Genomic DNA, 24,176 nt, shown 5'->3' on the forward strand with positions numbered 1-24,176 from the left:
TACGCAAGGAACAAATGATGAATCACCACCAGGTTTAGGTTGAACTTGATAAACCCACAACCTGGATACCAACCATAGGACCTCCTCCAATGTCGATGCGCATTCAGTACCGCTGCAGTAACTGCGGTAATAAGTTCGAAGTCACAATCCTTACCGATGCTGAGGTTCGCGATGCTCAGCGTCGAGGCGAGCATGTTGGGAGAGCACATTGCCCCAAATGCAACCGGACTGATCTTGATAAGGATTGGTGATCACGCGGGCTCCTCATTGAGGAGCCCACTCGGAAATAGCTAAGCAGACCCGCATCCTAGGAGAGCAGTTTGTCGACCGTATTCTTTTCTTATTCTCATAAAGATGAAGATCTTCGTGACCGCCTTGAGGTTCACCTCGCAATGCTTAAGCGGCAGGGTCTAATCGACGCCTGGCACGATAGGCGTATCGTCGTCGGTAGCGAGCTCGATAACAGCATACGCTCCGAACTCGAGAAGGCAGACGTGATCCTGCTCCTTGTCTCGCCTGATTTCCTCGCATCTGACTATTGCTACGATGTTGAAGTGAAGCGCGCGATGGAACGTCATGCTGCCGGAGAAGCCAAGGTAATTCCCGTCATTCTACGTCATTGCGACTGGAAGTCTGCACCTTTTGGAAAGCTGCTTGTGGCGCCAAAGGATGCGCTGCCTGTCAAGAAATGGCCAGATCTAGATGAAGCCTTTCTTGATGTTGTGCAGAAAATTAAGGATGCTCTTCCGAAGGTAAAATCTACTCCTGACGCGCCAATACGTGAGAAACTCATCACAAAATCCGCCACCCAAGCAACACGCTCTAGCAACTTGCGTCTAGCAAAAACTTTCACAGAAGCGGACAAGGACCGCTTCTTGGATGAAGGTTTTTCCTTCATGTCGAAGTTCTTTGAAAACTCTCTTCAGGAACTTGAACGCAGAAACGAAGGAATAGAAACAACCTTTCGGAAAATCGACGCGAACAGGTTCACAGCTGTTATCTACCGTCAAGGCGAAGCAGTTTCGCGATGCAAGATTCAGCTCGGCGGGCGGTTTGAAACGGGGATTTCATTTTCCTCGAATGATCGCATTGATGATGGCAGCTACAATGAAAGTCTGGATGTCGAGATGGATGAGCAAGGCCTCTACTTCAAGGCTCTCGGCATGGGGGATTGGAGTTCGCGAGGAGAACGCCACCTAACGTATGAAGGTGCTGCCGAGTATTTTTGGTCGATGCTCATGAGACCCCTGCAAGATAAATCGCGCTGAAGCTTTTATGGCTGGGTGCGTACTGGCCATCGACATCGAGGATTTCTGACTGTGGAAGAAGATCGCTGGCAATTCCTCAATGATTTAGATGACGAGATCCTGAAGGGAGGGGCAACATTTTCCGAATGGTGCACCTTTATCGTTCGAGATGCTGACATCGCGTTTGCGGCAGGTGCCCATCTTGCTACAATCATCACTGCAGTAGCTGGCATAGAAACATATCTTCGAGCTGAGTACGCTGCATCACCCAAGGGCACGTTGTACCAGTTGATTGAGGGGGCTCCTTTGCAGGCTTCCCTAAAGAACGATCTTCAAATCCTCCGACGGTACCGAAATAAATGGGTGCACATTTCAGACCCATTAGATGATCAAGAGCTTCTGAGTCGGCCTGAAAATTATGAATGTGAGCTTGAAAGAATGGCGATCTTTGCCGTTCGGGTGTTGAGACAAACAATCTATAGCAATCAATGGGTTTAGATGCTCGCACGCTTGAACTAAGCCACAATTATAGATTATTAGGCCGATAATCGAGTTTCTATGAACGGACCCACAATGGGGAAACGAATCTTCACTTTCGGCTACGAGGGGTTGTCCTTAGAAGTATTCATTGCGCGTCTCAAATCTGTGGGCGTTGATACGATCCTTGATGTCCGAGCCAATCCCCTGTCGCGAAAACCGGGATTCTCGAAAACTGCATTCTCTACAGCTCTGCAGAATGCCGGAATGATTTATATCCACATGCCACAGCTGGGATGCCCAAAACCTGTACGTGATCTTTATAAGGCTGATGGAGACTGGATGAACTATACTCGTGGCTTTCTCAGTCATCTCAAAAGCCAGAAGAACGCTGTAAGCGAGCTTGTAGAGATAGCAAAAAGCTCAACGTCATGCCTAATCTGTTTTGAAACTGATCACGCCCGGTGCCATCGCACTTACGTCGCGCGCGCGGCTGCAAAAATCAGCGATCTCCGGGTCATCCATCTTACAAGTCGAACAACGATCCCTGACGTGGTGCATGGGGCTGCAGCTTAGGTGGATAGATGAGGCTCACGATTAGCCACTGACTCGGAAAGCGATGGATTGTACCCATCAAGAACATCAAGTCAGCGGCAGGCAGAGCTTTCTCCATCTTGGCACGAAAGGCCCCCTCCCAATTTTGACGGTCTGCATAGTAGCAGTTCCAAAAAAGTGCGCCCGCCTCCCAATCTGCAATTTTGTGCCGGTACTCGCGTAAGATTCCGTCAACTTCGCAGGCATACCGATAATGGAAATCAAACGGCAACTTGTTGAGCATTGATATGCTCTTGGAGTCGGTGGCATCAAACAACCCACCTTGTTGCTGATGTTGGATCAGCTTCTGTTTTTCTTCATCCGTCCAGTCGGGATTATCTACAGGGGTGATATCGAGACCTAAGATCCGTGAAGGACGCAATAGGCCCAGAGTCAACCCACTAGTCTCGCGTGCGTTATCTAATGCCGCAAAATCATCGAAGATGTGAAGCTTATCTAGGTATTCCCTTCTGGCTTGCCATTCATACTTGGTCGGCAAGGGATCACCGTCGAAAGAGATGGTGTCGACATATATATTGTGGCTTTCAGGTCTTCGGTCCTTGCGGGCGTTTTCTACCCGAGCGCTAATCCACTGCCATTTCTTGAACTGCTTACCATCGCCGATAAGCCGAAAGGGAACAGGAAAGAGCCGGATGAGCTGGCCATCCTCCTCCATGCCAGCAACGCACGATGTCTCAGAGTACTTCCCACTTGGCGAGGGATAAGTTTTACAAAGAATGAGGATGCGTGTTTGTCTCGAAGCCATTGTAGTAGTGCCAATTACGCCGCCGATCCACTTCTGATTGTACGATCAAGAAATGTAATTGCATTGTAGAAGTTGGCTTTGTCCCCACCATTTTGTTAGTGCTAAGGATCGGCATTCTCCAGGGCGCGACAGCATGACAAAGACCTTAGTAACCATGCAGACGATATCCAGCGCATCACAGAACGAACCACCCTCCCCCTCCCAACAGATCGACGCGCACATCCAGCACCTGAACGACTGGCGCGGCGAGACGCTGGCGCGGGTCCGGGCGCTCATCCGGCAGGCATTGCCCGATGTGGTCGAGGCGGTGAAGTGGCGCGGGGTTCCGGTATGGGAGAAGGCCGGGATCATCTGCACGGGCGAGACCTACAAAAGCGCCGTGAAGCTGACCTTCCCCAAGGGCACTTCGCTGAACGACCCGTCCCGCCTCTTCAACGCCAGCCTCGAGGGCAACACCCGCCGCGCCATCGACATCCACGAGGGCGCAGCCCTCGACGAGCAAGCCTTCAAAACCCTCATCCAGGCCGCCGCTGCCCTGAACACCGCCAAGCGCCCGAAGAGCGCCGGCGCCTGAGCGCCAAGCTGGCCGTGACAGGCGCCCCTCCCCGCCTCGGCCTCCCCTGAAACTCATCCGACGTGAGACGCTGCGGTAAACGGGCGCAGCCCCTTGGCAGAACGCCTGTGATTTCGTTACAACGTCAAGGACAAATGTCCTGAACGGGACACAACCAATACTATTGCCGGGGCTTCCATCATGGCACTGACTGCCGCAACCAACGGAAACGACATCATCACGGTCACGGCAGCCGAGCTGCCGGGCGCCACGCTCGACGGCCTTGCCGGCAATGATACGCTGTACCTGAACGGCGGCGGCGATTTTTATCTCACGCGGGTGATGAACGGCTGGGGCAACAACGCGGCTCCCGCTCGGTTCATCAATTTCGAGACGGTCATGGGCTCGGTAGCTCTCGACCGGATCCATCTCAGCGCGGCTCAGCTCCAGAGCCTGAGCCTGATCGACGGCGGCGTGGGCGACCGCAACTTCCTCTTCCTCACCGGCACGGCCATCGACACGCGCAACGTCTCGTTCGCGAACATCACCGGGATCCATCTCTACGACAGCGATGTGACCGTCACAGTGGACGACCTCGCCGTCGCCATGCTGCTCGATGCGAAGATCACGAAGAACGACCATCTGGTCGTTCAAGGGCACACCCTGACGGATGCCGAGATTCGCGCGTTCCACAAACAGGGCTTCGACCGCGTGACGGACGCGAGCGGTCGCACCAGCGTGGACAACGCCCCGACGGTCAGCGGCGTCGATCCAGGCCCGCGCGAGATCCGCAACAGCAAACCCGTGTCGCTCGACCCGACGGGCTCGATCCAGCTCGCGGACGATTTCGGCCCGATCCGCGAGGTCAGAATCGAAAATACCGATCCTCTATCTGGAGCCGGCAAGTTCGCCATCGCCAACACCGACCGAGTCATGGTCTTCGGCGACTTCGGCAGGATCACCATCGCGGTCGACGGCGTACAGGTCGGCTATACGGAGAACGAGCCCGATGGGCTGGGCATCAAGTTCTACGGCTCCGTCACGCAGGATGTGATCAGCGCCGTTCTGAAGGCCGTCACGGTGGATCTCCAGGACCATATGCTTCCCCGGAGCGGCATCGAGACCCTGAAGTTCACGGCCGTCGATGAAGGCGGGCGGACGACAAGCGCCTACACGAAGTTCTACAACGTCTACGACGCGAATGGCCGCGGCACGACGGGCGGCCCCATGGCGGACGTTCTCATCGGCGCTGGCGGACGGGACGTGATCTGGGGCCTCGGCGGCAACGACATTCTCTACGGCAAGGCCGGCCAGGACATGCTCGTGGGCTTTGGCGGCCGGGACACTTTCGTGTTCGACACGAAGCCGAGCAAGGCCAGCATGGACACGATCTCGGATTTCAGCACGAAATACGACTCGATCTGGCTCGACAACAAGGTGTTCAAGAAGCTCGGCAAGGCAGGCACCAAGGACAAGCCCGCGGCTCTGAAGAAAGACTACTTCACCGTGGGTGACAAGGCCAAGGATGCGAACGACTACGTCGTCTATGACCAGAAGAAGGGCGTGCTCTTCTACGACGCCGACGGCTCGGGTGCGGGCAAGGCGGTGGAGATTGCCAGCCTACGGATCAAGGCCTCGCTGACCTACAAGGACTTCTTCGTGGTCTGAGGCTTCGCCCCGCAAGGCCTGCATAGGCCGGCTCTCAAGGATCGACGTATCTTTCCCGCTCCCATGCGCGCATAGTGAGGGGAACCCAGGAGGGTGCCATGATGCTGAGGATCAAGTCCTACATCTCCTATGAGAGCGAAGCGCTTGCTGTGGCCAGTCTGGCATTCCTGTTCTGCGCAGGCGTGATCCTGGGAATCCTCTGATGCTCTCCCAGTCCCTGTACGCCGTCATGCTGATCGGCGTGGTTCTCGCGGTCTATGTTCTGATGATCAAGAGTCATTGAGGCATCGCACCTAAACGGTGAGTTGAGCTTCCTGTATTCCAGAGACGCGGATGGCCGGCACAAGTCAGGCCATGATGCGATGGGTGAATGTTCTCTTTTTGTTCTTGACAGTTGCGGCAAGCTCGGCTATAAGGTTTGGTAGATCTGTTCCTATCGAGGGGCGCGCTCGCGAGGCGTCGCAGTGTGGGAGCAGACACGGTCTCGTGGCATGGCCTCGCACGCCGTGCCGACGAGAGGCCCAGGCTGTGTGCCGGTGGTCGGAATCGGTTCAAGGCCCCCGTCGAGCAGACGGATCACGCCTTGAACGGTCACCGGGCGGGCACCGCTTGAACGCCTAAAGAAGCCGTGCGCGAAGAGGCACTCCGGCTCTTCCCTATCACCATCCATCATCGAGCCGGGCTGCCATTCGCGCCACCCTCGATTGCCTTGAGAAGGCTCGGAGCCGCGACGGCTCCTGAGCCCGCAAGGCCATGCCTTTATCCCAAAGCGTTTCTTTTCAGCCATTCATTGCACGAGGTTTCATCATGAACTGGATCGGACGTCCGCTGCCCTGTCTGCCTGCTTCCGGCACAACGACCGGACCTGTGCCTTAAGGCCCCGTCTCCTCAACGCCGCTCCCCGTCCCGGGAGCGGCGCGCCGGGTCGCCCGCTCGGCCGCCTCATCGGCGCATTTCTCCAGATGCGCCGCCTTGTTGATCACCTGGAGATTGGGCGCGCCCCAGAAGGCGAGCAGTTCCGGCCAGGGCTTCGAGCGATGCTCTGACCAGACGGCGAAGAGCGGGACCCGATGGTCCACCTCGGCGGTCTTCAGCAGCCGGCGGCCGGTGGTGGTGCACTTGCGCTTCTGGCGCAACTTGAGCGCCCGCAGATGATCTGGCGGAGCACTCCAGAGCTGCCAGGCCACCACGCAGGCCGCATGCCAAGTGGCGTTCCGGTTCGGCTTGCCATCGTCCCAGAGGTCGCGGTGCCACCCCAGCCGGTAGACCGGCTGCCCGCACACGCAGCAATGCCCCGGCCCGCGCGAGAAAGCCGCCTCCCGGTACGGTGCCGGCGGCATGCGGAAGGTGAGCGGCAGGCCGGTCTCCTTGTCGGACCCGAGGCGCCACTGCCAGCCCGCAGGCTGGCCGCTCTTCGCGGCGAGCGCCCGCGCCAGCCGGTCGGCCAGGAGCGGCCGATGCCGCCAGTAGGATTCCACCGCACGGCGCTGGGTCGGCGGAGTGAGCGGCTGCCGCAGCGCGTGGGCGAGCACGAAAGGTGGAAAGAGCGCAGAGAGGCGTTTTTCGAGCCGGGCTTGGGCCTTCTGATTTTTCTCGTCTCGCCAGGTAGACATTCCGTATCGGCCGCCTCGTGTGAATCGCTCTCAGGTCTGTAGCGGCAAGACGCGTCGAGGTGAACCGTCCCGCGTGAAGATGTTGCAGGCGGCGTCGGAGCCGAGCGACTGTCGAAGGGCAGGTCAACGATCGGCTGACATCCGAACTCACCGTGGGCACCTGAGATTGCACGCATTTTCTTGACAACAGGCCACGAGAGGCAGAGCCTTTCCCCAGCGGCGGATATCCGTTCCTGGCCGCCTTGTATGCGTTCGCCACATCACCCTTTTCGGGAGGTCGCGATGCAGCTCTTCACACTAAAAGCAGTCACTTGCGCTTCGGCTCTTCTCCTCATCCTCACACCCGCCTTCGCGCAGCAGCAACACCAACATGTCATGGCCAATCCCGGCGATATCACCTGGAAGGATGGACCTCCGTCCCTTCCCAAAGGGGCACAGATGTCGGTCCTCTACGGGGATCCTGCGAAGGATGGCATGTTCGTGATGCGGCTGAAATTCCCAGCGAACTACAAGATCCCGGCCCATACCCATCCGGTCGATGAAGTGGTTACCGTCGTCAGCGGCGAGTTCAACATCGGCATGGGGGCGAGCGCCGCCCCTGCGCAGATGAAAGCCATCAATGCCGGCGGCGTTATCGCCATGGCGCCGGGAACCCAGCATTACGTGCACGTCAACCAGGAAACAGTGGTGCAGCTGAGCACGCGCGGCCCTTGGGGCATCGCCTATGTCAATCCGGCAGACGATCCGCGCAAGTCGCAATAGAGACAGCGGCGGCCAACAGGAGACATGAAAAAGCCCAGGCTCCGGGGCGAACGGGTGGGATGCCTTCGCATCTCTCGCCTCGCCTGCTACGGGCCTGGGCTGATCGGGTCCAGACGGGCACTCGCATCGTCAGGCGAGCGCAGGAACAGGTCATGCCGGATTACATCCGTCCTGACACGGCCTCATCGAAAGCAGGCGGTGACGCCCGCCGCGTTTCGAAGTCCACAACAATGTCCGCTGGGTCAGTCTAATATGGTGATTGAAATGCCGTCCGCAAGGGGTGGAAACGCAGTCATCCGCCACCTTTCAACCTGCGACGTCTTGAGCCTCAATCGCCCCATGGCGCATGCGGCAGGGCATCGAGCGGGATCTTGAGGTAGCGCCTGCCATTGCTCTCCGGCTCCGGCAGGCGGCCGCCGCGGATATTCACCTGCAGGGCATTCAGGATGAGCTTCGGCATGGGCAGCTCGTGATCACGTCCTTGGCGCAGGGCCACGAATTCCTCCTCTGTCGTCGCGCTCATCAAATGCCTGTTCTCCCGGCGCTGCTCAGCCACCGCGCTCTCCCACAGCGGCGCCCGCCCGTTCGGCATGTAGTCATGGCCCGTGAAGAGGCGCGTGTCGTCGGGAAGCGCCATGATGCGCTGGATGCTGTGCCAGAGTGCCTTAGCCGAACCGCCTGGAAAATCGGCCCGAGCCGTCCCGCTGTCAGGCATGAAGAGCGTATCGTGAATGAAGGCGGCATCGCCCACCAGATAAGTGATCGAGCACAGCGTATGGCCAGGGGAGAACATCACCTCCACGTCCAGGTTGCCGATCTTGAACCGCTCGCCATCCGCGAACAGGCGGTCCCATTGCGAACCGTCCGTCGGGAAGCTGTCGGGCCAGTTGTAGAATTCCTTCCAGAGCTTCTGGACCTCCACCACCTTTTCACCGATGGCAGTGGGTGCGCCTGTCTTATCCTTTAGGTATCCGGCGGCCGAAAAATGGTCGGCGTGCGGATGCGTGTCGAGAATCCATTCCAGCCTGTAGCCCTGCTGCTCGATATAGGCGAGAAGCTCGTCTGCCGAGGCCGTTGCCGTCGCACCGGACTTCGGTTCGAAATCGAGAACCGGATCGATGATGGCGCAGCGTTTCGTAGCGGGATCCGCGACCACGTACTGCACGCTGCCGGTGCGCCTTTCATAGAACCCTTTGACAATGGGACGCCCGTGCAGGGAGAACGCGGTCACGGCTGGCATGGCAGGAACTCCTCAGCATGGTGCAGATGATAGGACCGGGGTCTCAACCGTCTAGATCGGGAACGGCCTTGCGGAAAGTGACCTGTGGCCATCGGGCCGGCAAGACGCGGAAAAGTGCCATTCCGGCGATCATCGCGGCAACGAAGGCGAAGATCGCGACAGGGCCGAACGTCAACCCGACCAAAGCCGGGCCCGGACACAATCCCACAAGGCCCCAGCCGATGCCGAACAATGCGGCACCTGTGACCAAACGGAGATCGAGATCACGGCGGGTCGGGATCTCCAAGCGCGGCGCCAAGACGGGAGCGCCCCGGCGCCGCGCGATCCAATAGCCCAGAGCCGAGACGGCAACCGCACCGCCCATGACGAAGGCGAGGCTCGGATCCCAGTTGCCGAAAACATCGAGAAAGGCCAGCACTTTGGCCGGGTTCACCATCTGTGAAACGATGAGCCCTAGGCCGAAGAGGAGACCTGACGCGAAGGTGGAGAGGATCAGTGGCATGGCTCACATCCCAATGACATGACGGGCGATGAAAACGGTCGCAATGGCGGTTGTCAGGAAGACCAGGGTCGCCACGACGGAGCGCGGCGACACCCGACTGACGCCGCAGACACCATGCCCGCTGGTGCAGCCTCCCCCGAGGCGTGTGCCGAAGCCGACGATCAACCCCGCGACAACCACGACAGGCAGGGATGCCTCAATCGCAACAGCCGGCAAAGCGCCCCCGAAGGCGAGATAGGCGAAGGGCGCAGCGAGCGTTCCGGCAAGGAAAGCCATGCGCCAGCCGGTCTCGCCGGAAGCAGGCTGGAGCAGCCCTGCGAGGATGCCGCTGATGCCGGCAATACGCCCGTTCAGCACCAGGAGCAGGGCAGCCGATACGCCGATCAAAAGTCCGCCGATGAGGGCGGATGCGGGGGTGAAGTTTTCCATGGCGGCCTCCGGTCAATCTGCGGATTATCCTGATCTTAACCAGAATGTCGTTCAATCAGTGTCAGTGAGAGTATCGCCTTCACGTTGCACCTCTGAATTTGATCACTGGTCTCTGGTGCATCGTGCGAAGCGCGAGTTGTTGCGTAGAGTTTATCATGGCGCATAAGCCTTATCAGTCCCTTCGCCGCGCCCCGCTCCGCCGGAACCGCAGCCTGCTACCGACGGCTCTCCTCGTGGCGATTTCGCTCAGCCCCGTGGCCCTCTTCGTCGACTTCGAACGGTCCGGCGGCACAGCACCTGACGCGCAAGTGGCTGGCATTGCTGCAAGTCCAGCGCCTGAGCCCCTGAAGACCGCTTTGTCCTTAGACCCGGCTCTGATCAATCCGAAGCCCACCTTGAGCCAGGGTGCCCTCGCCTTCAAGCAGAGCTCTCCAATCCAGCCGGGATTCCGCTCGCCCGTGCAGCGTGAGGCCAGCATCGCTCCTCCGGAGCCTGTGACGATCCCGGCTCCGCCCTTGGAGATCGCCCAGGCGGTCGCCCCAATACCCATGATGGCCCCCCTGCCGGTCCCGCGACCGGCGGACCGGCGGACTCCGAAGCCTTCTGCATCCTCCCAGGTGGCGAGCGCGCCGACCGCCATGACGCCTCGCGTTTTGGCAGCGCCGGCCGTTGCGTCGGCTGACAATCGCAATTTCATCGAAAAGCTCTTCGGCATCCGCCCGGCCAGCCCGCCGGATGCGGCTCTCAGCTATGCGGCTTTGGATCGCGGTACGGGCAGCATCGCGCCGACCGCGCGCTTCGGCCCCGGCACTAATCTCGCGAGCCCAGGCACCGCCGTCTATGACATCGTTGCCCAGACGGTCCACATGCCGAACGGTGAGAAGCTCGAGGCGCATTCCGGCCTCGGCAACATGATGGACAATCCGCGCCACGTGAACGTCCGCATGAAAGGCTCGACGCCGCCGGGAACCTACATCCTCACAGAGCGTGAGGCGCTCTTCCATGGCGTGCGCGCCATCCGCTTGAACCCGGTGGGCGGCAGCCCTGCCATCTATGGCCGCGACGGCATCCTCGCTCACACTTACCTGCTCGGCCCGCGCGGAGATTCGAACGGCTGCGTCTCCTTCAAGGATTACGACAAATTCCTGCAGGCCTATCTCAGGGGAGAAGTGAAGCGCCTGATCGTGACCGCGGGCCGCGGACAGGATCTGCTGCCTCCGATGGCCGGCAACCGCACTGCCCAGCCTCGCCGCTTCGCCCGCGCGATCTGAGAGCTCGCCTCTGGCCTTGTGGCCCTATGCGCCTAGTTCCTGAACGGACGGCAGTATAGGAGGAGCGGGTTGATGCGGGATATGAGATCAGCAATGAGGCGGGTTGCCGCGCAATATGTGCTGCGGCCATCCTTCGTTGCCACGTTCCTGCTTGCCGCATCCATGAGCACCACCCAGGCTCAGAGTCCAGGCTACTTCGTGCCGGCACCTGGCAAGGATAATGTTCAGTCCAAACCCAAATACGAGTGCGACACACCGGACGCACCCGTGATCACCCTCGACACACAGAGCAAGTATAAGCAGGACGACACCCAGCGTGCGATGATCGATGAGGATGCGGAGGAAAGCTACTCGGAAGCCGTCGAGCCGCTGCGCGCCTATGGACGCAACCTAGTCAAGGTTGCGAACGCCTATGTGAGGTCGAACCCGAAGAACCCCGCCGCCGCGGCCTGCGCACTCACCTGGCTCGACGCCTGGGCCTCGGTGAACGCCATGACCGACATGCGCTCGAAGCAGGCGCAGTTCAATCTGAGCCGAGCTCTCAGTGGCTTCGCACTGGCCTATATGCAGATCCGCAACGCGCCGGGCCTCGCGAACGATCAGAAGATGAGGGTCGAAAGCTGGCTGAAGACTCTGGGCCAGCAGCTCGTCGGGCCCATGGACAAGAACAAGGGGACGTCCGGCCGGAACAATCACCGTTACTGGGCTGGATTGGGCGCTGCGGCTGCCGGCGTGGCTTCAAACGACAAGCAACTCACCCGATGGGGCTTCGACAGCGCCCGCATCGGCCTTGCGCAGATCACGCCCGACGGCACCCTGCCGCTCGAAATGAAACGTGGCAAACGAGCCCGCGACTATCATATCTTCGCCGCCGATCCTCTGGTGGCCACTGCCGAGCTGGCGCGCAGCCAGGGGATCGATCTTTACGCCGAGCATGGCGGAGCCCTGCAGCGGCTGGTAGACAGGGTGCTGACCTCTCTTGATGATCCAGCCTTCTTCGAGAAGGCCACCGGCACCAAGCAGGAGGCCTATCCGGGCGACGGTGGAGTGCCGTCATCGCGCATTGCCTGGCTCGAAATCCATCAGAGCCACCGCCCCTCACCCGAGGCCGAGGCCGTGCTGACGAGGAAGCGCCCGACAAGCTCGAGCGAAATCGGCGGCAACACGACGCTGCTGTTTCATGGTGCTGAGTGAGGGTTTTATGCCTTCATGATCTGACGGCCATCAAATCCCTGCAGGATGAACAGCGCTGGGTATGACATGATCCTTAAGTCCTCACCGGCAGCACCCTACTCATTCAGTGTCCGCCTCACGCCGCGAACAGCAGGATCCGCCTTTGAGATAGCTGGAGCCGATCATGCCACGCAAGCACGGATCACCCGCCGCTACGAGCTGTCAGGGTGGGAGCAGAGCGACTATCTCGACCTTTTCGAGAGGATCGCTCGTGATTTCGGCACCCGCCTTCCCCGCAATCGCCAGGAAAGCATGGCACCGGCTTTCAAGGCGCCCTATCGGGTGCTCCTCGACAGGAACATCTCACCCGACATCTGGTATGGCTATGGCGATCCGGCTGTCACCTTCGTACCGGCGCAGCGCACGGGGGACGGCGACTGGTATTATCTGTTTGCCACCTCCAACGATGCACCCAACTCCTTTCCGATCCTGCGCTCTCGAAGCCTGGAATCCTGGGAGCCCGTGAGCTTCGTTTTCCCGGAAGGGCGAAAGCCTTCGTGGGCTGCGGACGGGCTGAACGTCAGCGACTACTGGGCCCCGGAAATGCATATCGCCGGCGATCAGTATCTCGTGTGTTTCTCTGCGCGGGAAAAGAATGGATCGCTCGCCATCGGTCTTGCATGGTCCGCCCGGCCGGAGGGGCCATTCGAGACCGACGATGCCCCCCTCATCGGCGGCGGCGTGATCGATGCCCATCTCTTCGTCACACGGGAGGGTCGCACCTTCCTGTTCTGGAAAGAGGATTCGAACGACGTCTGGCCGGCGCTGCTCAGCGCCTTTTTCCATGAGCACCCAAGCCATGTCGCATCGTTGCTGCCCTCAGTAGAGGATCAGCGCACCGCGTCGCTCGCGCTCACGCTCTGGCCCTGGGTGCAGACGCTGGAGCCCATGGAGCGGTTTCTCGTGCAGCAGGTGCTGATCGAGGCAGTGGTGGAGGACTTTTCGGGTTTCCGGCAGCGGCTTCAGGCTCTGCTCACCGGTGATGCTCCTGACGAGATCAAACAGCCAGGCCGCGAGATTCTCGCAGCGCTGCGCACGCCGGTCTTCGCCCAGGAGTTCGACCCTCGCACGCGCCGCCTCATGGGCGAGCGGGTGGTCTTACTTGAAAACGATCAGGCCTGGGAGGCGCATCTGATCGAGGGAATCTGGGTGCTGGAGCATGAAGGATCCTTCTACATGTTCTACTCAGGGAATGATTTCTCGACGCCGGAATATGGCACCGGCGTCGCCATGGCCGCCTCGCCTCTCGGGCCCTACCGGAAGGTGGAGCAGCCGCTCCTGCGCTCATCGGCAGAATGGCTCGGTCCGGGCCATCCTTCCGTTGCTCGGGGGCCTGACGGAGCACCCTGGCTCTTCCTCCACGCCTTCTTTCCGGGAGAGGCGGGCTACAAGAAGTTCCGTGCCCTGCTCACGGTGCCGCTCGCCTTCAGCGAGGGGAGCGTGGGCCTGAGACCCACTTCTACACAATGATCCCATGCCATTGCGGCTCCGTCCGCAATTCGGCATATCGTCTGCCTGGCATGTAGCGAAAGCACGAGGTCGAGGCATGGAGACGGGGATCGGCAGGGTGCTCTGCATCGGTGGTGCGGCCGTCGACCGGAAATACCAGGCGCTGGGCGCGATCCGGCCGGGAACCTCCAATCCTGTCATATCCGAACGCTCTTTCGGCGGCGTGGCCCGCAATGTCGCGGAGAATATCGCCCGGCTTGGCGTGATGGTCTCACTGGCCTCGATCCTTGGGAAGGACGATAACGGGCGCTCACTGCTCGACGACCTCGAACGCCTCGGCGTCGGGACGCAATTCATGGCGACCTCAAACGCGCATGCCACGGCGGAGTACGTGGCCGTCCTGCAGCCCGATGGTGAATTGGCACTCGGCTTGGCCAACATGGCAATCTTCGATGAGCTGACCCCTGCCCTGCTGAGCAAGATAAAACTCGATTCTCAGACAGGCTGGCTCTTTGCCGATTGCAACCTGCCGTCCGAGACCCTGCACGCCCTTGTCGACATCGCTCGCAAGCAGTCGCTCACGCTAGCCATTGACGCCGTTTCGACACCAAAGGTCGCGCGCCTTCCGCGGGATCTCACCAGTGTCGGATTGCTGTTCCTCAACCTCGACGAAGCTCGCGCTTATCTCGGCGAACCCGAAGCAACCTCAGAGGAGGCTGCCGTGCGTCTTCGTGCCTACGGCGCCGAGTGTGTCGTCCTGACTCTCGGCGAAGCCGGCCTCATTGCGGCGGACCAATCGGGAACCCGTCAGGTCGGCGCCGTCCGTGCGAAGATCAGCGATGCGACAGGTGCTGGAGACGCTCTGATTGCTGCCACGCTCGTGGCGCTCCTGAAGGGCTATTCTCTCACCGATGCCGCCCGCCTCGGCACGGCGGCCGCGGCGCTCACAGTGGAGAGCACGGCGAGCGTCCGGCCCGACCTGTCCTTCGTCTTGCTGGAAACCACTTTGTCCCTTAGAGCCGACCCAACGTTTGAACGGGAGCCCTCATGAACCGCGACATCGCCAGCCGTCTTCTCGATATCGCTCCCAACATTCAATCGGCTCTGGCTGCGGGTGAGGCCGTCGTCGCGCTCGAATCCACGATCATCACCCATGGCATGCCCCACCCTCAGAACGTCGCCACAGCGCGTGAGGTGGAGGCGGTGGTGCGCGAGAACGGAGCCGTGCCGGCAACGATCGCGATCATCGAGGGACGCATCAAGATCGGGCTTTCGGATGCGGAACTCGACTGGCTCGGAACCGCCAAGGACGTGATGAAGCTGAGCCGGGCCGATCTCCCCTATGCGGTTGCTTCCAGGCGCCATGGCGCGACGACCGTTGCTGCGACCATGATCTGCGCCCATCTTGCCGGCATCCGGGTCTTTGCGACCGGCGGCATCGGCGGAGTCCATCAGGGCGTCGAGGCCACCATGGACATCTCGGCCGATCTCGATGAACTCGCACGCACTCCCGTGGCGGTGGTCTGCGCTGGCGCGAAGGCCATCCTCGACCTGCCGCGGACGCTCGAATACCTCGAGACGCGCGGCGTGCCGGTGGTAGGCTATGGAACGGATCGCTTCCCGGCCTTCTGGAGCCGCACGAGCGAGCTGCCCGTTCCCCTGCGCCTCGACACGCACGAGGCCATCGCCGACCTGATCCGCACCAAGGAGGCGCTCGGCCTCGGCGGCGGCGTTCTCGTGGCCAATCCCGTGCCGAGTACCGACGAGATTCCGGCAGGCGAAATGAGCGCCTTCATCAATGCCGCAATTGCGGAGGCGAAGACCCGCGGCGTTTCCGGGAAGGCCGTGACGCCTTTCCTCCTGTCGTACCTCTTCGAACAAACCGGCGGGCGAAGCCTCGCTACCAACATTGCGCTGGTCAAGAACAACGCGGCGCTCGCCGCGCGGCTGGCCGCGTCCCTCGCTCGTCCGGAAGCGTAAGGATCACCCGTTCACCTCGCTCCATGCCGCCATCGCCTCGAACACGATGGCGTGCCGCCGGGCTAGGATGTCGATGTCCCTGGAGTACCCGCCGCCGATCACGGCAACCATGGGGATGTCGCGGCTGCGTACCTGCTCGATCACGTAAGAGTCCCGGCGGCGCAGACCCTCGTCTGTGAGATCGAGCCGTCCCAGCTTGTCGTCGCGATGCGGGTCGACGCCGGCATTCAGAAAGACGAGATCCGGCTCAAGCGCATCGAGAAGGCGCGGCAGATGGGCCGTCAGGACCTCAAGATAGGCATCGTCCTCCATGTGGTCCGGGAGGCCGATATCCAGATCGCTCGGGATCTTGCGCACGGGATAGTTCTTCTCCGCATGCATGGAGAAGGTGAAGAGATCCGGCTCGTCGCGCAGGCAGTCCGCGGTGCCATCGCCCTGATGGACATCGAGGTCCACGACGAGCGCCCGCTGGATCGCGCGGTCCGCCCTCAGCGCCTTGGCCGCGATGGCGACATCGTTGAAGACGCAAAAGCCCGCTCCGGTTTCCCTCTGCCCGTGATGGGAGCCTCCGGCGGTGCTGCCGGCAAGGCCATGCTGGAGCGCAAGCTGCGCCGCAAGCAGCGTCCCGGCAGCGGACGCGCGGGCGCGGCGGACGACGCTTTCACTCACTGGGAGACCGATGCGCCGCTCGATCTCGCGCGGCACCGAGCAGGCGAAAACCTGACCCACGTAAGCGCGCGTATGGGTCAGGGCGATCAGATCCGCAGAGGCCTCCTCCGGCACAACGAAACCGTTGGGAGCAAGGCCCTTCTGTGCCAGCACTTCCGCCAAGCGCCCATATTTCAGCATCGGGAAGCGATGATCGTCGGGAAGCGAGGCCACGTATGCCGTATGGGAGACGATAGGCACCTGCTTCATGGCTTAGCCTCTGCTGATGAGGTGCCGGCTAGCGGCCGCCGCTGAGGGCTTTCTCCGCAAGCCGCACCGCCGATTCATGGGAGCGCGCCCCGCAGATGAAGCCGCTCGGGTGGCAGAAGACGCCGTCGTCGATCCCTGCGGCTTTTGAGAACTCCGCCTCCTGCAGGCCGCGCCAAGCCTCGGGCAGCGATAGTCGCTGACCGAATGAGTTCGGTTCGGGCGGGATGGTGCGGCAGTACCAGGCGGTCAGATCCTCGTTCGGATAGATCACAAAGAGGAGATCACTCAGGTCGCCTTCGAATACTGCCTTCTCCCAAGGCAGCTTCCGGTCGAGAACGATTACGCGGGGGTCCCGCGCCTGCCTGGCAGCGGCCATTACAAGGGAAAGAGCCTTGGCCTCGGCATGGGCCTGGCCGGCCGCCCCGACCACGATTCCCCAGGCGAAAGCCGCGGCCTCGAGAAAAGCGTCCTCATAGGATTGCCCACTGTCCCAAGTCGGGTTGAAGGCTTCGACCAGCAGCCCAAGATGGCCCTGACTCGCTGTGGCAACCCCGTTGTCGGCCTGGTCGATGGTCAGGATGAAGGCCGCATCGATGTCCTGCCAGACTGAATCCAGCATGTCTTCGCTGATCCCCGGCACAAGCCGAGGCAGGGCCTTGCGCCCATAGTCGCGCCAGATCAGGCCAACCGAGCTGTAGGGCGTCCCGTCGTCCCGTCGCGGGAGATCCCGCATGTGGTGGTCGTAACGGCCCTGGGCAGGATCATAGATCCCACCCACGTCGAAGACGATGTCGGCTGAATCGATCAGCGCCATGTCGCGGGTCCGGGCAAACTCGAATGCACCCAGGGCATCGCGCAGCACGGAATAGGCGAAAACATCATCGGCATGGAACGTGCCGCTATGGGTGACTATCCGCATCGCTCTCCTCCGACCAGCGTCGGCTACTCTATATCAATCGTGAATAAACCCGCGATAGCAGAGCTGTTCGCTGAAGATAAGCCGTTCCAGACCAATCCTTTATGCTCATTCAGGATAAATCTCGAACGAGCCTGTCCAAGCCGCTTGACCTTACCATCGTGGGAACGCCTACAGATCTTGGGACCCTGAGACGAAAGGACCCCGATCATGTTCGTTTTCAACATTCCAGGTATGAATTGCGGCGGCTGCATTCGCGCCATTACTCGATCAATCCTGGCCCTGGACCCTCAGGCCCAGGTCGAGGCCGATCTAGAGACCTGGACCATCAGAGTGGCCTCCACGAAGAGCGAAACGTCGCTTTTGGACGCTCTGAGCCATGGTGGCTACCCGGCTCAGCCTCTTGCCCATTCCAACCTGTGAGGAGGCGACGATGAACGCCGAAGCTCACGTCCACCACCACAATCAACATCATGCTGCATCAACCCGGAGCACGTTGAACCGGACTGCTCTAAGCGCAACGATCCATTGCCTGACAGGCTGTGCCATTGGCGAGGTCCTCGGCTTCGTGATCGGAACTGCTCTCGGCTGGGGAACGGCCCAGACGATCATCCTAGCTGTCGCCCTTGCGTTCCTGTTCGGTTACGGACTGACCATGCTGCCCCTGCTCCGCAGTGGTCTGCCCTTCCGCACGTCGCTGGGCTTGGCCCTTGCGGCCGATACGGCCTCCATCACCATCATGGAAATTGTGGACAATCTGATCATGCTGGTCATTCCGGGCGCGATGGATGCGGGCCTCATGAGCCTTCTCTTCTGGGGGAGCCTTGCCGTGGCCCTGCTGATCGCCGGCGCCTTCGCCTTCCCGCTCAACCGCTGGCTGATTGCCCGCGGGCGGGGCCATGCCGTCGTGCATTCCTTTCACGGACATTGATCCTACATCGTAGATCCAACTTCAGGAGAACATCATGAATCATCGCACTATCGCGCTGGCCACAGCCATCGTAGTCCTGCCAACCCTTGCAGCCGCCCAGGGCGCCCACGGCGGCCATTTCGGCCACTCCACTCCCGCCCAGGCGGCGAGGACGCCCGATATGCCCGCAACCCAGGGCTACCGGCAGGCCAACGAGAAGATGCACAAGAACATGGACATCGCCTTCAGCGGCAATGCCGATATCGACTTCGTGCGCAGCATGATCCCTCATCATGAAGGTGCCATCGACATGGCGAAGGTCGCTCTCCAGCACGCGAAGGACGAGCAGGTCCGCAAATGGGCCCAGGACGTCATCCGCGAGCAGGAGCGGGAGATTGCCGAGATGCAGACTTGGCTCAAAAGCAAGGGCGTTCAGTAGTTTCGCCCAGATCCACGATGGCCGGCGATGGCTTTTCTCCCGATCCCCTGTATCAGGGTGCTGCCACGAACAAGCAGGTGAAGCGTTAGTGAAGATCCCCTGCGGGCGAATGGAAAGGAAGAACGATGTTCACGCTTACGATCAGCGACAAGCCTGTTGCCATTACCAATGCCAATGAGGAAGGAGCCCGCGAACTCCTCATGAGCGAGGAGTTCAAGGACGACCTCAAGGTGCTCGAGAGCGAAGGCGCTCCTCTTTGGGACGGCATTGCCAGCCTGAACATCAGGCCGGCGACGGAAGAGGAAAAGACTGAGTTCGAGGGAGCCGATTTTGACGAGGACGAGGAGGATGATGATGAGGAGGAAGGTCCCTACATCATGTTCCTGGTCGATGTGACCGATCCCGATGAGGACGATGAGGGCTAAACCCCTGAAGGTTCGACAGCTCTGCTGATACGGTAAGGCCTAAGAATTGTCGGTCCGGATGCTCCGGACCGACCCACAGGAGGAGACTTCCATGGGTCCAAACCTGCCGATCAGCCGACGGGCGCTGCTTGCAGGCCTCGCCACGTCTACCTTGGTGATGACACGAACTCCTCTCGCGGCTGAAACCCTGCAGAAGATGGTGGTGACCAAGGACCCGAACTGCGGCTGCTGCACCGGATGGGTCAAGCATGTCCGGGCGGCCGGCTTCGACGTTGAGGTGGTCGAATCCTCTGAGATCAACCGTCTGAAAATTCGCCTCGGCGTACCCGAGGCCCTGGCCTCATGCCATACGGCGGAGATCGGCGGCTATGTGATCGAGGGGCATGTCCCGCCAGCCGTGATCAAGCGTCTGCTGGCTGAGAAGCCGGATGGCAGGGGCTTGGCCGTTCCCGGGATGCCTGTCGGATCACCCGGCATGGAGGTCGAGGGCGTGGAGCCGGACACCTACGAGGTGGTCCTGTTCGGCCCCTCCGGGCAGCGGACCTACGCACGCTACACCGGCGGTCGCGAAGCCTGACGGATCGGGAACACTCCGAGATTCGCGCCGTTGGCCCGGCATGAGTTGGCTTGTTCAACCCCGCCTCGTGAACGATCCCTTCAGCGATCCGGGCCTTTACCTCGACTTCCGCTATGGCCGCCGCGCCATTCTGTTCGACCTGGGCGATGTCAGCCACCTCTCGTCCCGCGAGTTACTGCGGGTGAGCCACGTCTTCGTGTCGCATACCCATGTGGACCACATCGCCGGTTTCGACCGGTTGTTCCGCCTCTGCCTTCACCGCACATCCCCGCTGACACTCATCGGCCCACCGGGCTTTGCGGAGCAGGTCGAACATCGCATCCGAAGCTTCACGTGGAATCTCCTCGACGAGAACTCGGTCGATTTCTGCCTGCGTGCAATGGATTACGATGGCTCGCGCCTGACGGAGGCTGCCGAGTTCCATGCCCGTGAGGCTTTTACTCGCCGCAAGATCGAGCCACCCGCATTTCCGGACGGCATGGCCTGGATGGAGGATGAGTTCAAAATCGAAGCCGTTGCTCTCGACCACGGCATCCCGTCCCTGGCCTTCGCCCTGCGAGAGGTGCTGCAGGTGAATGTCTGGCGAGGCGTGCTGACCGAAATGGATCTCGCCCCGGGTCCGTGGTTGAACGAGGCGAAACGGGCAGTGCGTCTTGGGCTGCCAGATGATCACGTTGTCGAAAATTCGGACGGCAGAACCATCTGTTTGGGGGATCTGAAGCATCGCGCCTTGCGGGTGGCTCCCGGTCAGGTAGTCGCCTACGTGACCGACGCTGCTCCCCATGCAGACAACCGGTCCAAGATCCTCCGCCTGGCGGACAAAGCCGATCAACTCTTCATCGAAGCGGTGTTTCTGGAATGCGACCGCTCATTGGCCGTGGCGTCCCGCCACCTAACGGCTCTGGAGGCCGGAGTGCTCGCCCGCGAGGCTGGCGTCCGGCATGTCACGCCTTTCCACCATTCGGCACGCTACTTGTCCGAACCCGATGTTTTGCGCACCGAATTGTTCGAGAGCTTCGGCGCGGCGGACAGTTCGGCTATTCCGACCTGAGCTTAATCGGCAGGAAAGATCGCCTCATGGATCTGCCGTGGATCGGGTCTGCGGCTGGAACTGAAGCGGACGACGCGATAGCCGCAGGACTTTAGGATCCTGTCGCGCTGCGCATCCTTGCGGGCGTCATGGGAGCGGTCGTCCAGCTCGACGATCGCAATCACCTCCATGTCCTGGACGATTGCCCAGTCGACGCGGGTGTTCGAGATCCGCTTGAACGCCATCCAGAAGGCGCGGCTGCCCTCCTTGGCATCGGGTCGAACCAGCGCGAGGATCGGGACCTGCGGCCAGATCTGGCAGTCGGGACAGGCGGCGAGAAGGCGCCCGTAAAACTCCCGCTCGTTCTCGGTCATGATCGCAGCGCGGCGATAGCGCGGCTTCCGGGTCAGGAATAGGACGAACACCAGCACGATGCCGAGCACGGCAACGCCTGCCAGCCATGACCACGAGATATCTTCGATCCTCATTCCGCTCTGCCCCTGCCCCGCACTCGCTCAAACCTGAACGGTTAAGGTTCGTCTGCCGGTGAAGCATAGCAGCTAGCATGAAACCGGCATGCATGTTCCTGCGTCTTCTTATTGTCGAGTTAAAGAACATAGGGGAGAGCACAATGGACCTCAGCCGCCGAACCTTCCTGCTTGGAGCGTCAGCCGCTGCCGCAGGAGTCACTCTGCAGTCCAGCCGCACCTTCGCTCAGTCGCTGCGTGACATGTCCGCTTATCAGCGCATGTACGGACCCGTCGACGACGATCTCTATCCTATTCCCGGCATCGAGCTCTCGCGGATCAATCCGGCCTACCTCCGGCGGGTGGTGCAGTACGACACCACGGAAGCCCCTGGGACCATCGTGGTCGATCCCCGCAGCCGGTATCTCTATCTCGTCATGCGTGACGGCATGGCGGTGCGCTACGGTGTCGGTGTGGGTCGTTCAGGCTTCGGTTGGTCGGGTGCTGCCACCATCAAGAACAAGCAGGAATGGCCCGACTGGTACCCGCCTAAAGAGATGTTCGCACGCGAGCCTGAGCTGTTGGAGCAGATGGGCGAACTGCAAGGTGGCCCCGGCATGCCCGGCGGGCCGGGGAATCCGCTGGGTGCCCGCGCCCTCTACCTCTGGCAGGGCAACAAGGATACACTCTACCGCATCCACGGCACCTTCGAGCCGTGGACCATCGGCACCAATGTCTCGTCCGGCTGCATCCGCATGATCAACCAGGACGTGATCGATCTCTACGACCACACGCCAGCGGGCACAAAGGTCGTCGTTCTGAACGCGCCATCCGGACGAGGGAGGCGCGATCAAACCGCCGCCCGCTCCTGAGATTAAGCAAATAGGCACTCATTGTGCCTATTTTTGCCATGGTTAACGATCACACGTCGCTTGGGGACGCGGGAACTTACGAACCATGGCGGGAATCTTCGCCCGATCTAGGCGGTCGGCTGGCGGATGGAAAACGGTCACTGGGCCGAAGTACGGCCGCTTGTCCGAACGTGGGAACGCCCTTCGTTCCATCATCGGCCTCTCGGCCGCAGCCTCTGCCCTCCTGACATTTGCCTCGGCCCCCATGCAGGGGGCGGCTGCGTTTGGCGAAACCCGCACGCTCAGCTTCTTCCATACCCATACAAAGGAGAGCCTGACCGTCACCTTCCGTCGGAATGGCCGGATCGACGAGGGCGCGTTGAGTCAGCTCAACTGGTTCCTGCGCGACTGGCGGGTCGAAAAGCCGGCACAGATGGACGCCCGCCTGTTCGACATTCTCTGGGAGGTTTACCGGGAATCCGGCTCTTCGCAGCCCATCAACATCATTTCCGCCTATCGCTCACCGGAAACCAACGGGGCTCTCCGCCGCCGGTCCAGCGGCGTGGCGGAGCACAGCCAGCATATGCTTGGCAAAGCCATGGACATCCGACTGCCCGACGTGGAGACCGGTCGCCTAAGGGCGATTGCCATGAAGATGCAGTATGGCGGCGTGGGCTATTACGCCTCCTCCGCCTTCGTTCATGTGGATACAGGCAGTGTGCGCGCCTGGCCGCGCATGACGCAGCAGCAATTGGTGCAGCTGTTCCCGGACGGGAAGACCTTGCACCTGCCTTCGAATGGCAAACCGCTTCCCGGTTATGAGATGGCGAAGGCCGAGGTCTTGGCTCGTAATGGCGCCTTGGCGACGCAAGCCTCGGCGGGAAGTGGCCCGTCCATCGGTAGTGTTCTGGCCAATCTGTTCGGTCGGAAGGATGCTCAGCCGGTGCCGCAGCAGCCGCCTTCGCAAGAGAGCCCGGTTACCCTGGTGGCTTCCGCCGATCCTGAGAGCATCGCCACCCCTATAGCGCCTGCACCTCTTCCGCCACAGCGTCCGAAGGAGATCAGGCTCGCCAGTGCCACCCTGCCCGATCAGATATCGGATGCGATCTCGGCGATCCTTCCGCCTCCGGCAAGAGTTCCCGGACCGGAACCCATCCTGGGCTATGATGAGAAGGCGGCAGTCAAGGCCCTGTTCGACCCTCGCACGGCCTTCCTGGATTTGGGCTTCACCGCCCGCAGCCGACATGAGCTGACTGTGACGCAGTTCACTGGGCCGGCCGTCAAGCCGCTGCCCATTGTCGGGCAGACGGAAGCCGAGCTCTAGGAGCCGAATTCTTCGAGCCTATCAAATGCCGAAGAGGGTAAGAGCCCCGACCATCAGGGCCAGAACGAGAAGCCCCCCCATGGCGACTGCCCAATGGGCTGCACACTTCTCCTGCTGGACGAAGGCGGGCTCCGCCGCCTGGACGGCGGCTGCTTTCTGAAGGGGAGCAGTCCGCTTCTTTATCTGGCTGGCGGCGGCGCGATCCGGAAACGGAATAATCTCGGCGCTCCTCGTTGGAGCCGCCGCTGGCTTTGGATTTGGCGCCATCAGGCTGTCGTCCAGCTCAACCGGGACACCGGATTCCTCGAGATGAACCACGATCAAGGCGATATCTTCCGCGCTCATGGAATGGATGGGCAGATTCGCCTCAAGATCCAGAGTTGTCAGTTGTCCCTGTTGGCGTCCCAGGGTGATCAAGCGGTCTAGGGTATTGCTGTCGAGCGCCTGCTGCATGAGGCACCACCCCATTATGGTTGTTGGGCGGAGAAGCAGCCGAGGCCGCTTCGAAGGTTCGCTGAGCTAACGCGGCAATAGC

General features: G+C 60.9%; 28 protein-coding genes. 19 read left to right on the forward strand and 9 right to left on the reverse strand.

What is annotated here, in order from left to right:
• Positions 1 to 320 precede the first annotated feature (320 nt).
• From VB618_RS16615 to VB618_RS19825, 3 genes are all read left to right on the forward strand, one after another.
• Positions 321 to 1,268: a toll/interleukin-1 receptor domain-containing protein gene (locus VB618_RS16615; RefSeq protein WP_329797830.1), complete on the forward strand. Its 948-nt coding sequence runs from the start codon at positions 321 to 323 to the stop codon at positions 1,266 to 1,268.
• A 51-nt stretch (positions 1,269 to 1,319) separates the two neighbouring features.
• Complete coding sequence (locus VB618_RS16620; RefSeq protein WP_329797831.1) at positions 1,320 to 1,745, forward strand: hypothetical protein; 426 nt, start codon at positions 1,320 to 1,322, stop codon at positions 1,743 to 1,745.
• Between the two features lie 75 nt (positions 1,746 to 1,820).
• Positions 1,821 to 2,300, forward strand: a complete 480-nt coding sequence (locus VB618_RS19825; protein WP_442931832.1) for a DUF488 domain-containing protein — start codon at positions 1,821 to 1,823, stop codon at positions 2,298 to 2,300.
• Here the strand turns inward: VB618_RS19825 and VB618_RS16625 are convergent.
• Positions 2,251 to 2,994 (reverse strand): hypothetical protein, encoded by a 744-nt coding sequence (locus VB618_RS16625; RefSeq protein WP_329797832.1) that lies wholly within the window; start codon positions 2,992 to 2,994, stop codon positions 2,251 to 2,253. The genes VB618_RS19825 and VB618_RS16625 overlap by 50 nt on opposite strands.
• 223 nt (positions 2,995 to 3,217) lie before the next feature.
• On the opposite strand from VB618_RS16625, the gene VB618_RS16630 reads away from it, so the two are divergent.
• Positions 3,218 to 3,658, forward strand: a complete 441-nt coding sequence (locus tag VB618_RS16630; protein ID WP_329797833.1) for a DUF1801 domain-containing protein — start codon at positions 3,218 to 3,220, stop codon at positions 3,656 to 3,658.
• Between the two features lie 180 nt (positions 3,659 to 3,838).
• A complete protein-coding gene (locus VB618_RS16635; protein ID WP_329797834.1) occupies positions 3,839 to 5,305 on the forward strand; it encodes a calcium-binding protein in 1,467 nt (488 codons plus the stop codon).
• 872 nt (positions 5,306 to 6,177) lie between these two features.
• On the opposite strand, the gene VB618_RS16640 is transcribed toward VB618_RS16635, so the two are convergent.
• The gene (locus VB618_RS16640) at positions 6,178 to 6,918 is read right to left on the reverse strand and encodes a hypothetical protein (protein ID WP_329797835.1); all 741 of its coding nucleotides are present in this window, start codon (positions 6,916 to 6,918) and stop codon (positions 6,178 to 6,180) included.
• Positions 6,919 to 7,200: 282 nt separating this feature from the next.
• Here VB618_RS16640 and VB618_RS16645 point away from each other — a divergent pair, with 282 nt between their 5' ends.
• A complete protein-coding gene (locus tag VB618_RS16645) occupies positions 7,201 to 7,680 on the forward strand; it encodes a cupin domain-containing protein (protein WP_329797836.1) in 480 nt (159 codons plus the stop codon).
• Positions 7,681 to 8,008: 328 nt separating this feature from the next.
• Here the strand turns inward: VB618_RS16645 and VB618_RS16650 are convergent, their stop codons facing one another.
• The 3 genes from VB618_RS16650 to VB618_RS16660 are packed head-to-tail and all read right to left on the reverse strand — an operon-like array spanning position 8,009 to position 9,851.
• Positions 8,009 to 8,920 (reverse strand): MBL fold metallo-hydrolase, encoded by a 912-nt coding sequence (locus VB618_RS16650; protein WP_329797837.1) that lies wholly within the window; start codon positions 8,918 to 8,920, stop codon positions 8,009 to 8,011.
• A 43-nt stretch (positions 8,921 to 8,963) separates the two neighbouring features.
• Positions 8,964 to 9,422, reverse strand: a complete 459-nt coding sequence (locus VB618_RS16655) for a YeeE/YedE family protein (protein ID WP_329797838.1) — start codon at positions 9,420 to 9,422, stop codon at positions 8,964 to 8,966.
• Positions 9,423 to 9,425: 3 nt separating this feature from the next.
• On the reverse strand, positions 9,426 to 9,851 hold the full coding sequence (locus tag VB618_RS16660; RefSeq protein WP_329797839.1) for a YeeE/YedE family protein: 426 nt from the start codon (positions 9,849 to 9,851) through the stop codon (positions 9,426 to 9,428).
• Between the two features lie 155 nt (positions 9,852 to 10,006).
• Here VB618_RS16660 and VB618_RS16665 point away from each other — a divergent pair, with 155 nt between their 5' ends.
• From VB618_RS16665 to VB618_RS16685, 5 genes are all read left to right on the forward strand, one after another.
• Entirely contained in the window at positions 10,007 to 11,122 is a 1,116-nt protein-coding gene (locus VB618_RS16665; RefSeq protein ID WP_329797840.1) for a tlde1 domain-containing protein, read from the forward strand.
• 93 nt (positions 11,123 to 11,215) lie between these two features.
• Positions 11,216 to 12,316: an alginate lyase family protein gene (locus tag VB618_RS16670; protein WP_329797841.1), complete on the forward strand. Its 1,101-nt coding sequence runs from the start codon at positions 11,216 to 11,218 to the stop codon at positions 12,314 to 12,316.
• A 66-nt stretch (positions 12,317 to 12,382) separates the two neighbouring features.
• Positions 12,383 to 13,825, forward strand: a complete 1,443-nt coding sequence (locus tag VB618_RS16675) for a family 43 glycosylhydrolase (RefSeq protein WP_329797842.1) — start codon at positions 12,383 to 12,385, stop codon at positions 13,823 to 13,825.
• Between the two features lie 76 nt (positions 13,826 to 13,901).
• Positions 13,902 to 14,855 carry a carbohydrate kinase family protein gene (locus tag VB618_RS16680; protein ID WP_329797843.1) on the forward strand — a complete coding sequence of 318 codons (954 nt, stop codon included), beginning with the start codon at positions 13,902 to 13,904 and terminating at the stop codon, positions 14,853 to 14,855.
• Positions 14,852 to 15,784 (forward strand): pseudouridine-5'-phosphate glycosidase, encoded by a 933-nt coding sequence (locus tag VB618_RS16685; protein WP_329797844.1) that lies wholly within the window; start codon positions 14,852 to 14,854, stop codon positions 15,782 to 15,784. The genes VB618_RS16680 and VB618_RS16685 overlap by 4 nt, the downstream gene beginning before the upstream one ends.
• 3 nt (positions 15,785 to 15,787) lie before the next feature.
• Here VB618_RS16685 and VB618_RS16690 read toward each other — a convergent pair whose 3' ends face one another.
• Positions 15,788 to 16,702 (reverse strand): histone deacetylase family protein, encoded by a 915-nt coding sequence (locus VB618_RS16690; protein WP_329797845.1) that lies wholly within the window; start codon positions 16,700 to 16,702, stop codon positions 15,788 to 15,790.
• Between the two features lie 28 nt (positions 16,703 to 16,730).
• Positions 16,731 to 17,621: an MYG1 family protein gene (locus VB618_RS16695; protein WP_329797846.1), complete on the reverse strand. Its 891-nt coding sequence runs from the start codon at positions 17,619 to 17,621 to the stop codon at positions 16,731 to 16,733.
• Between the two features lie 207 nt (positions 17,622 to 17,828).
• Here VB618_RS16695 and VB618_RS16700 point away from each other — a divergent pair, with 207 nt between their 5' ends.
• From VB618_RS16700 to VB618_RS16725, 6 genes are all read left to right on the forward strand, one after another.
• The gene (locus VB618_RS16700) at positions 17,829 to 18,041 is read left to right on the forward strand and encodes a heavy-metal-associated domain-containing protein (protein WP_329797847.1); all 213 of its coding nucleotides are present in this window, start codon (positions 17,829 to 17,831) and stop codon (positions 18,039 to 18,041) included.
• A 10-nt stretch (positions 18,042 to 18,051) separates the two neighbouring features.
• Entirely contained in the window at positions 18,052 to 18,549 is a 498-nt protein-coding gene (locus tag VB618_RS16705; RefSeq protein ID WP_329797848.1) for a DUF4396 domain-containing protein, read from the forward strand.
• Between the two features lie 34 nt (positions 18,550 to 18,583).
• A complete protein-coding gene (copM, locus tag VB618_RS16710; protein WP_442931828.1) occupies positions 18,584 to 18,967 on the forward strand; it encodes a CopM family metallochaperone in 384 nt (127 codons plus the stop codon).
• A gap of 125 nt (positions 18,968 to 19,092) precedes the next feature.
• On the forward strand, positions 19,093 to 19,392 hold the full coding sequence (locus VB618_RS16715) for a hypothetical protein (protein WP_329797849.1): 300 nt from the start codon (positions 19,093 to 19,095) through the stop codon (positions 19,390 to 19,392).
• 91 nt (positions 19,393 to 19,483) lie between these two features.
• On the forward strand, positions 19,484 to 19,969 hold the full coding sequence (locus tag VB618_RS16720) for a DUF411 domain-containing protein (protein WP_329797850.1): 486 nt from the start codon (positions 19,484 to 19,486) through the stop codon (positions 19,967 to 19,969).
• A 40-nt stretch (positions 19,970 to 20,009) separates the two neighbouring features.
• Positions 20,010 to 21,020, forward strand: a complete 1,011-nt coding sequence (locus VB618_RS16725; RefSeq protein ID WP_329797851.1) for a ribonuclease Z — start codon at positions 20,010 to 20,012, stop codon at positions 21,018 to 21,020.
• A gap of 2 nt (positions 21,021 to 21,022) precedes the next feature.
• On the opposite strand, the gene VB618_RS16730 is transcribed toward VB618_RS16725, so the two are convergent.
• Positions 21,023 to 21,487: a DUF2726 domain-containing protein gene (locus tag VB618_RS16730; RefSeq protein WP_329797852.1), complete on the reverse strand. Its 465-nt coding sequence runs from the start codon at positions 21,485 to 21,487 to the stop codon at positions 21,023 to 21,025.
• A 143-nt stretch (positions 21,488 to 21,630) separates the two neighbouring features.
• Here VB618_RS16730 and VB618_RS16735 point away from each other — a divergent pair, with 143 nt between their 5' ends.
• Both VB618_RS16735 and VB618_RS16740 read left to right on the forward strand, forming a co-directional pair.
• A complete protein-coding gene (locus VB618_RS16735; RefSeq protein WP_329797853.1) occupies positions 21,631 to 22,338 on the forward strand; it encodes a L,D-transpeptidase in 708 nt (235 codons plus the stop codon).
• Between the two features lie 160 nt (positions 22,339 to 22,498).
• Complete coding sequence (locus VB618_RS16740; RefSeq protein WP_329797854.1) at positions 22,499 to 23,641, forward strand: DUF882 domain-containing protein; 1,143 nt, start codon at positions 22,499 to 22,501, stop codon at positions 23,639 to 23,641.
• 21 nt (positions 23,642 to 23,662) lie between these two features.
• On the opposite strand, the gene VB618_RS16745 is transcribed toward VB618_RS16740, so the two are convergent.
• Positions 23,663 to 24,094, reverse strand: a complete 432-nt coding sequence (locus tag VB618_RS16745; protein ID WP_329797855.1) for an RNA polymerase sigma factor region1.1 domain-containing protein — start codon at positions 24,092 to 24,094, stop codon at positions 23,663 to 23,665.
• Positions 24,095 to 24,176: the final 82 nt, after the last annotated feature.

Source organism: Microvirga sp. CF3062, from assembly GCF_036314045.1.
Lineage (GTDB): Bacteria > Pseudomonadota > Alphaproteobacteria > Rhizobiales > Beijerinckiaceae > Microvirga.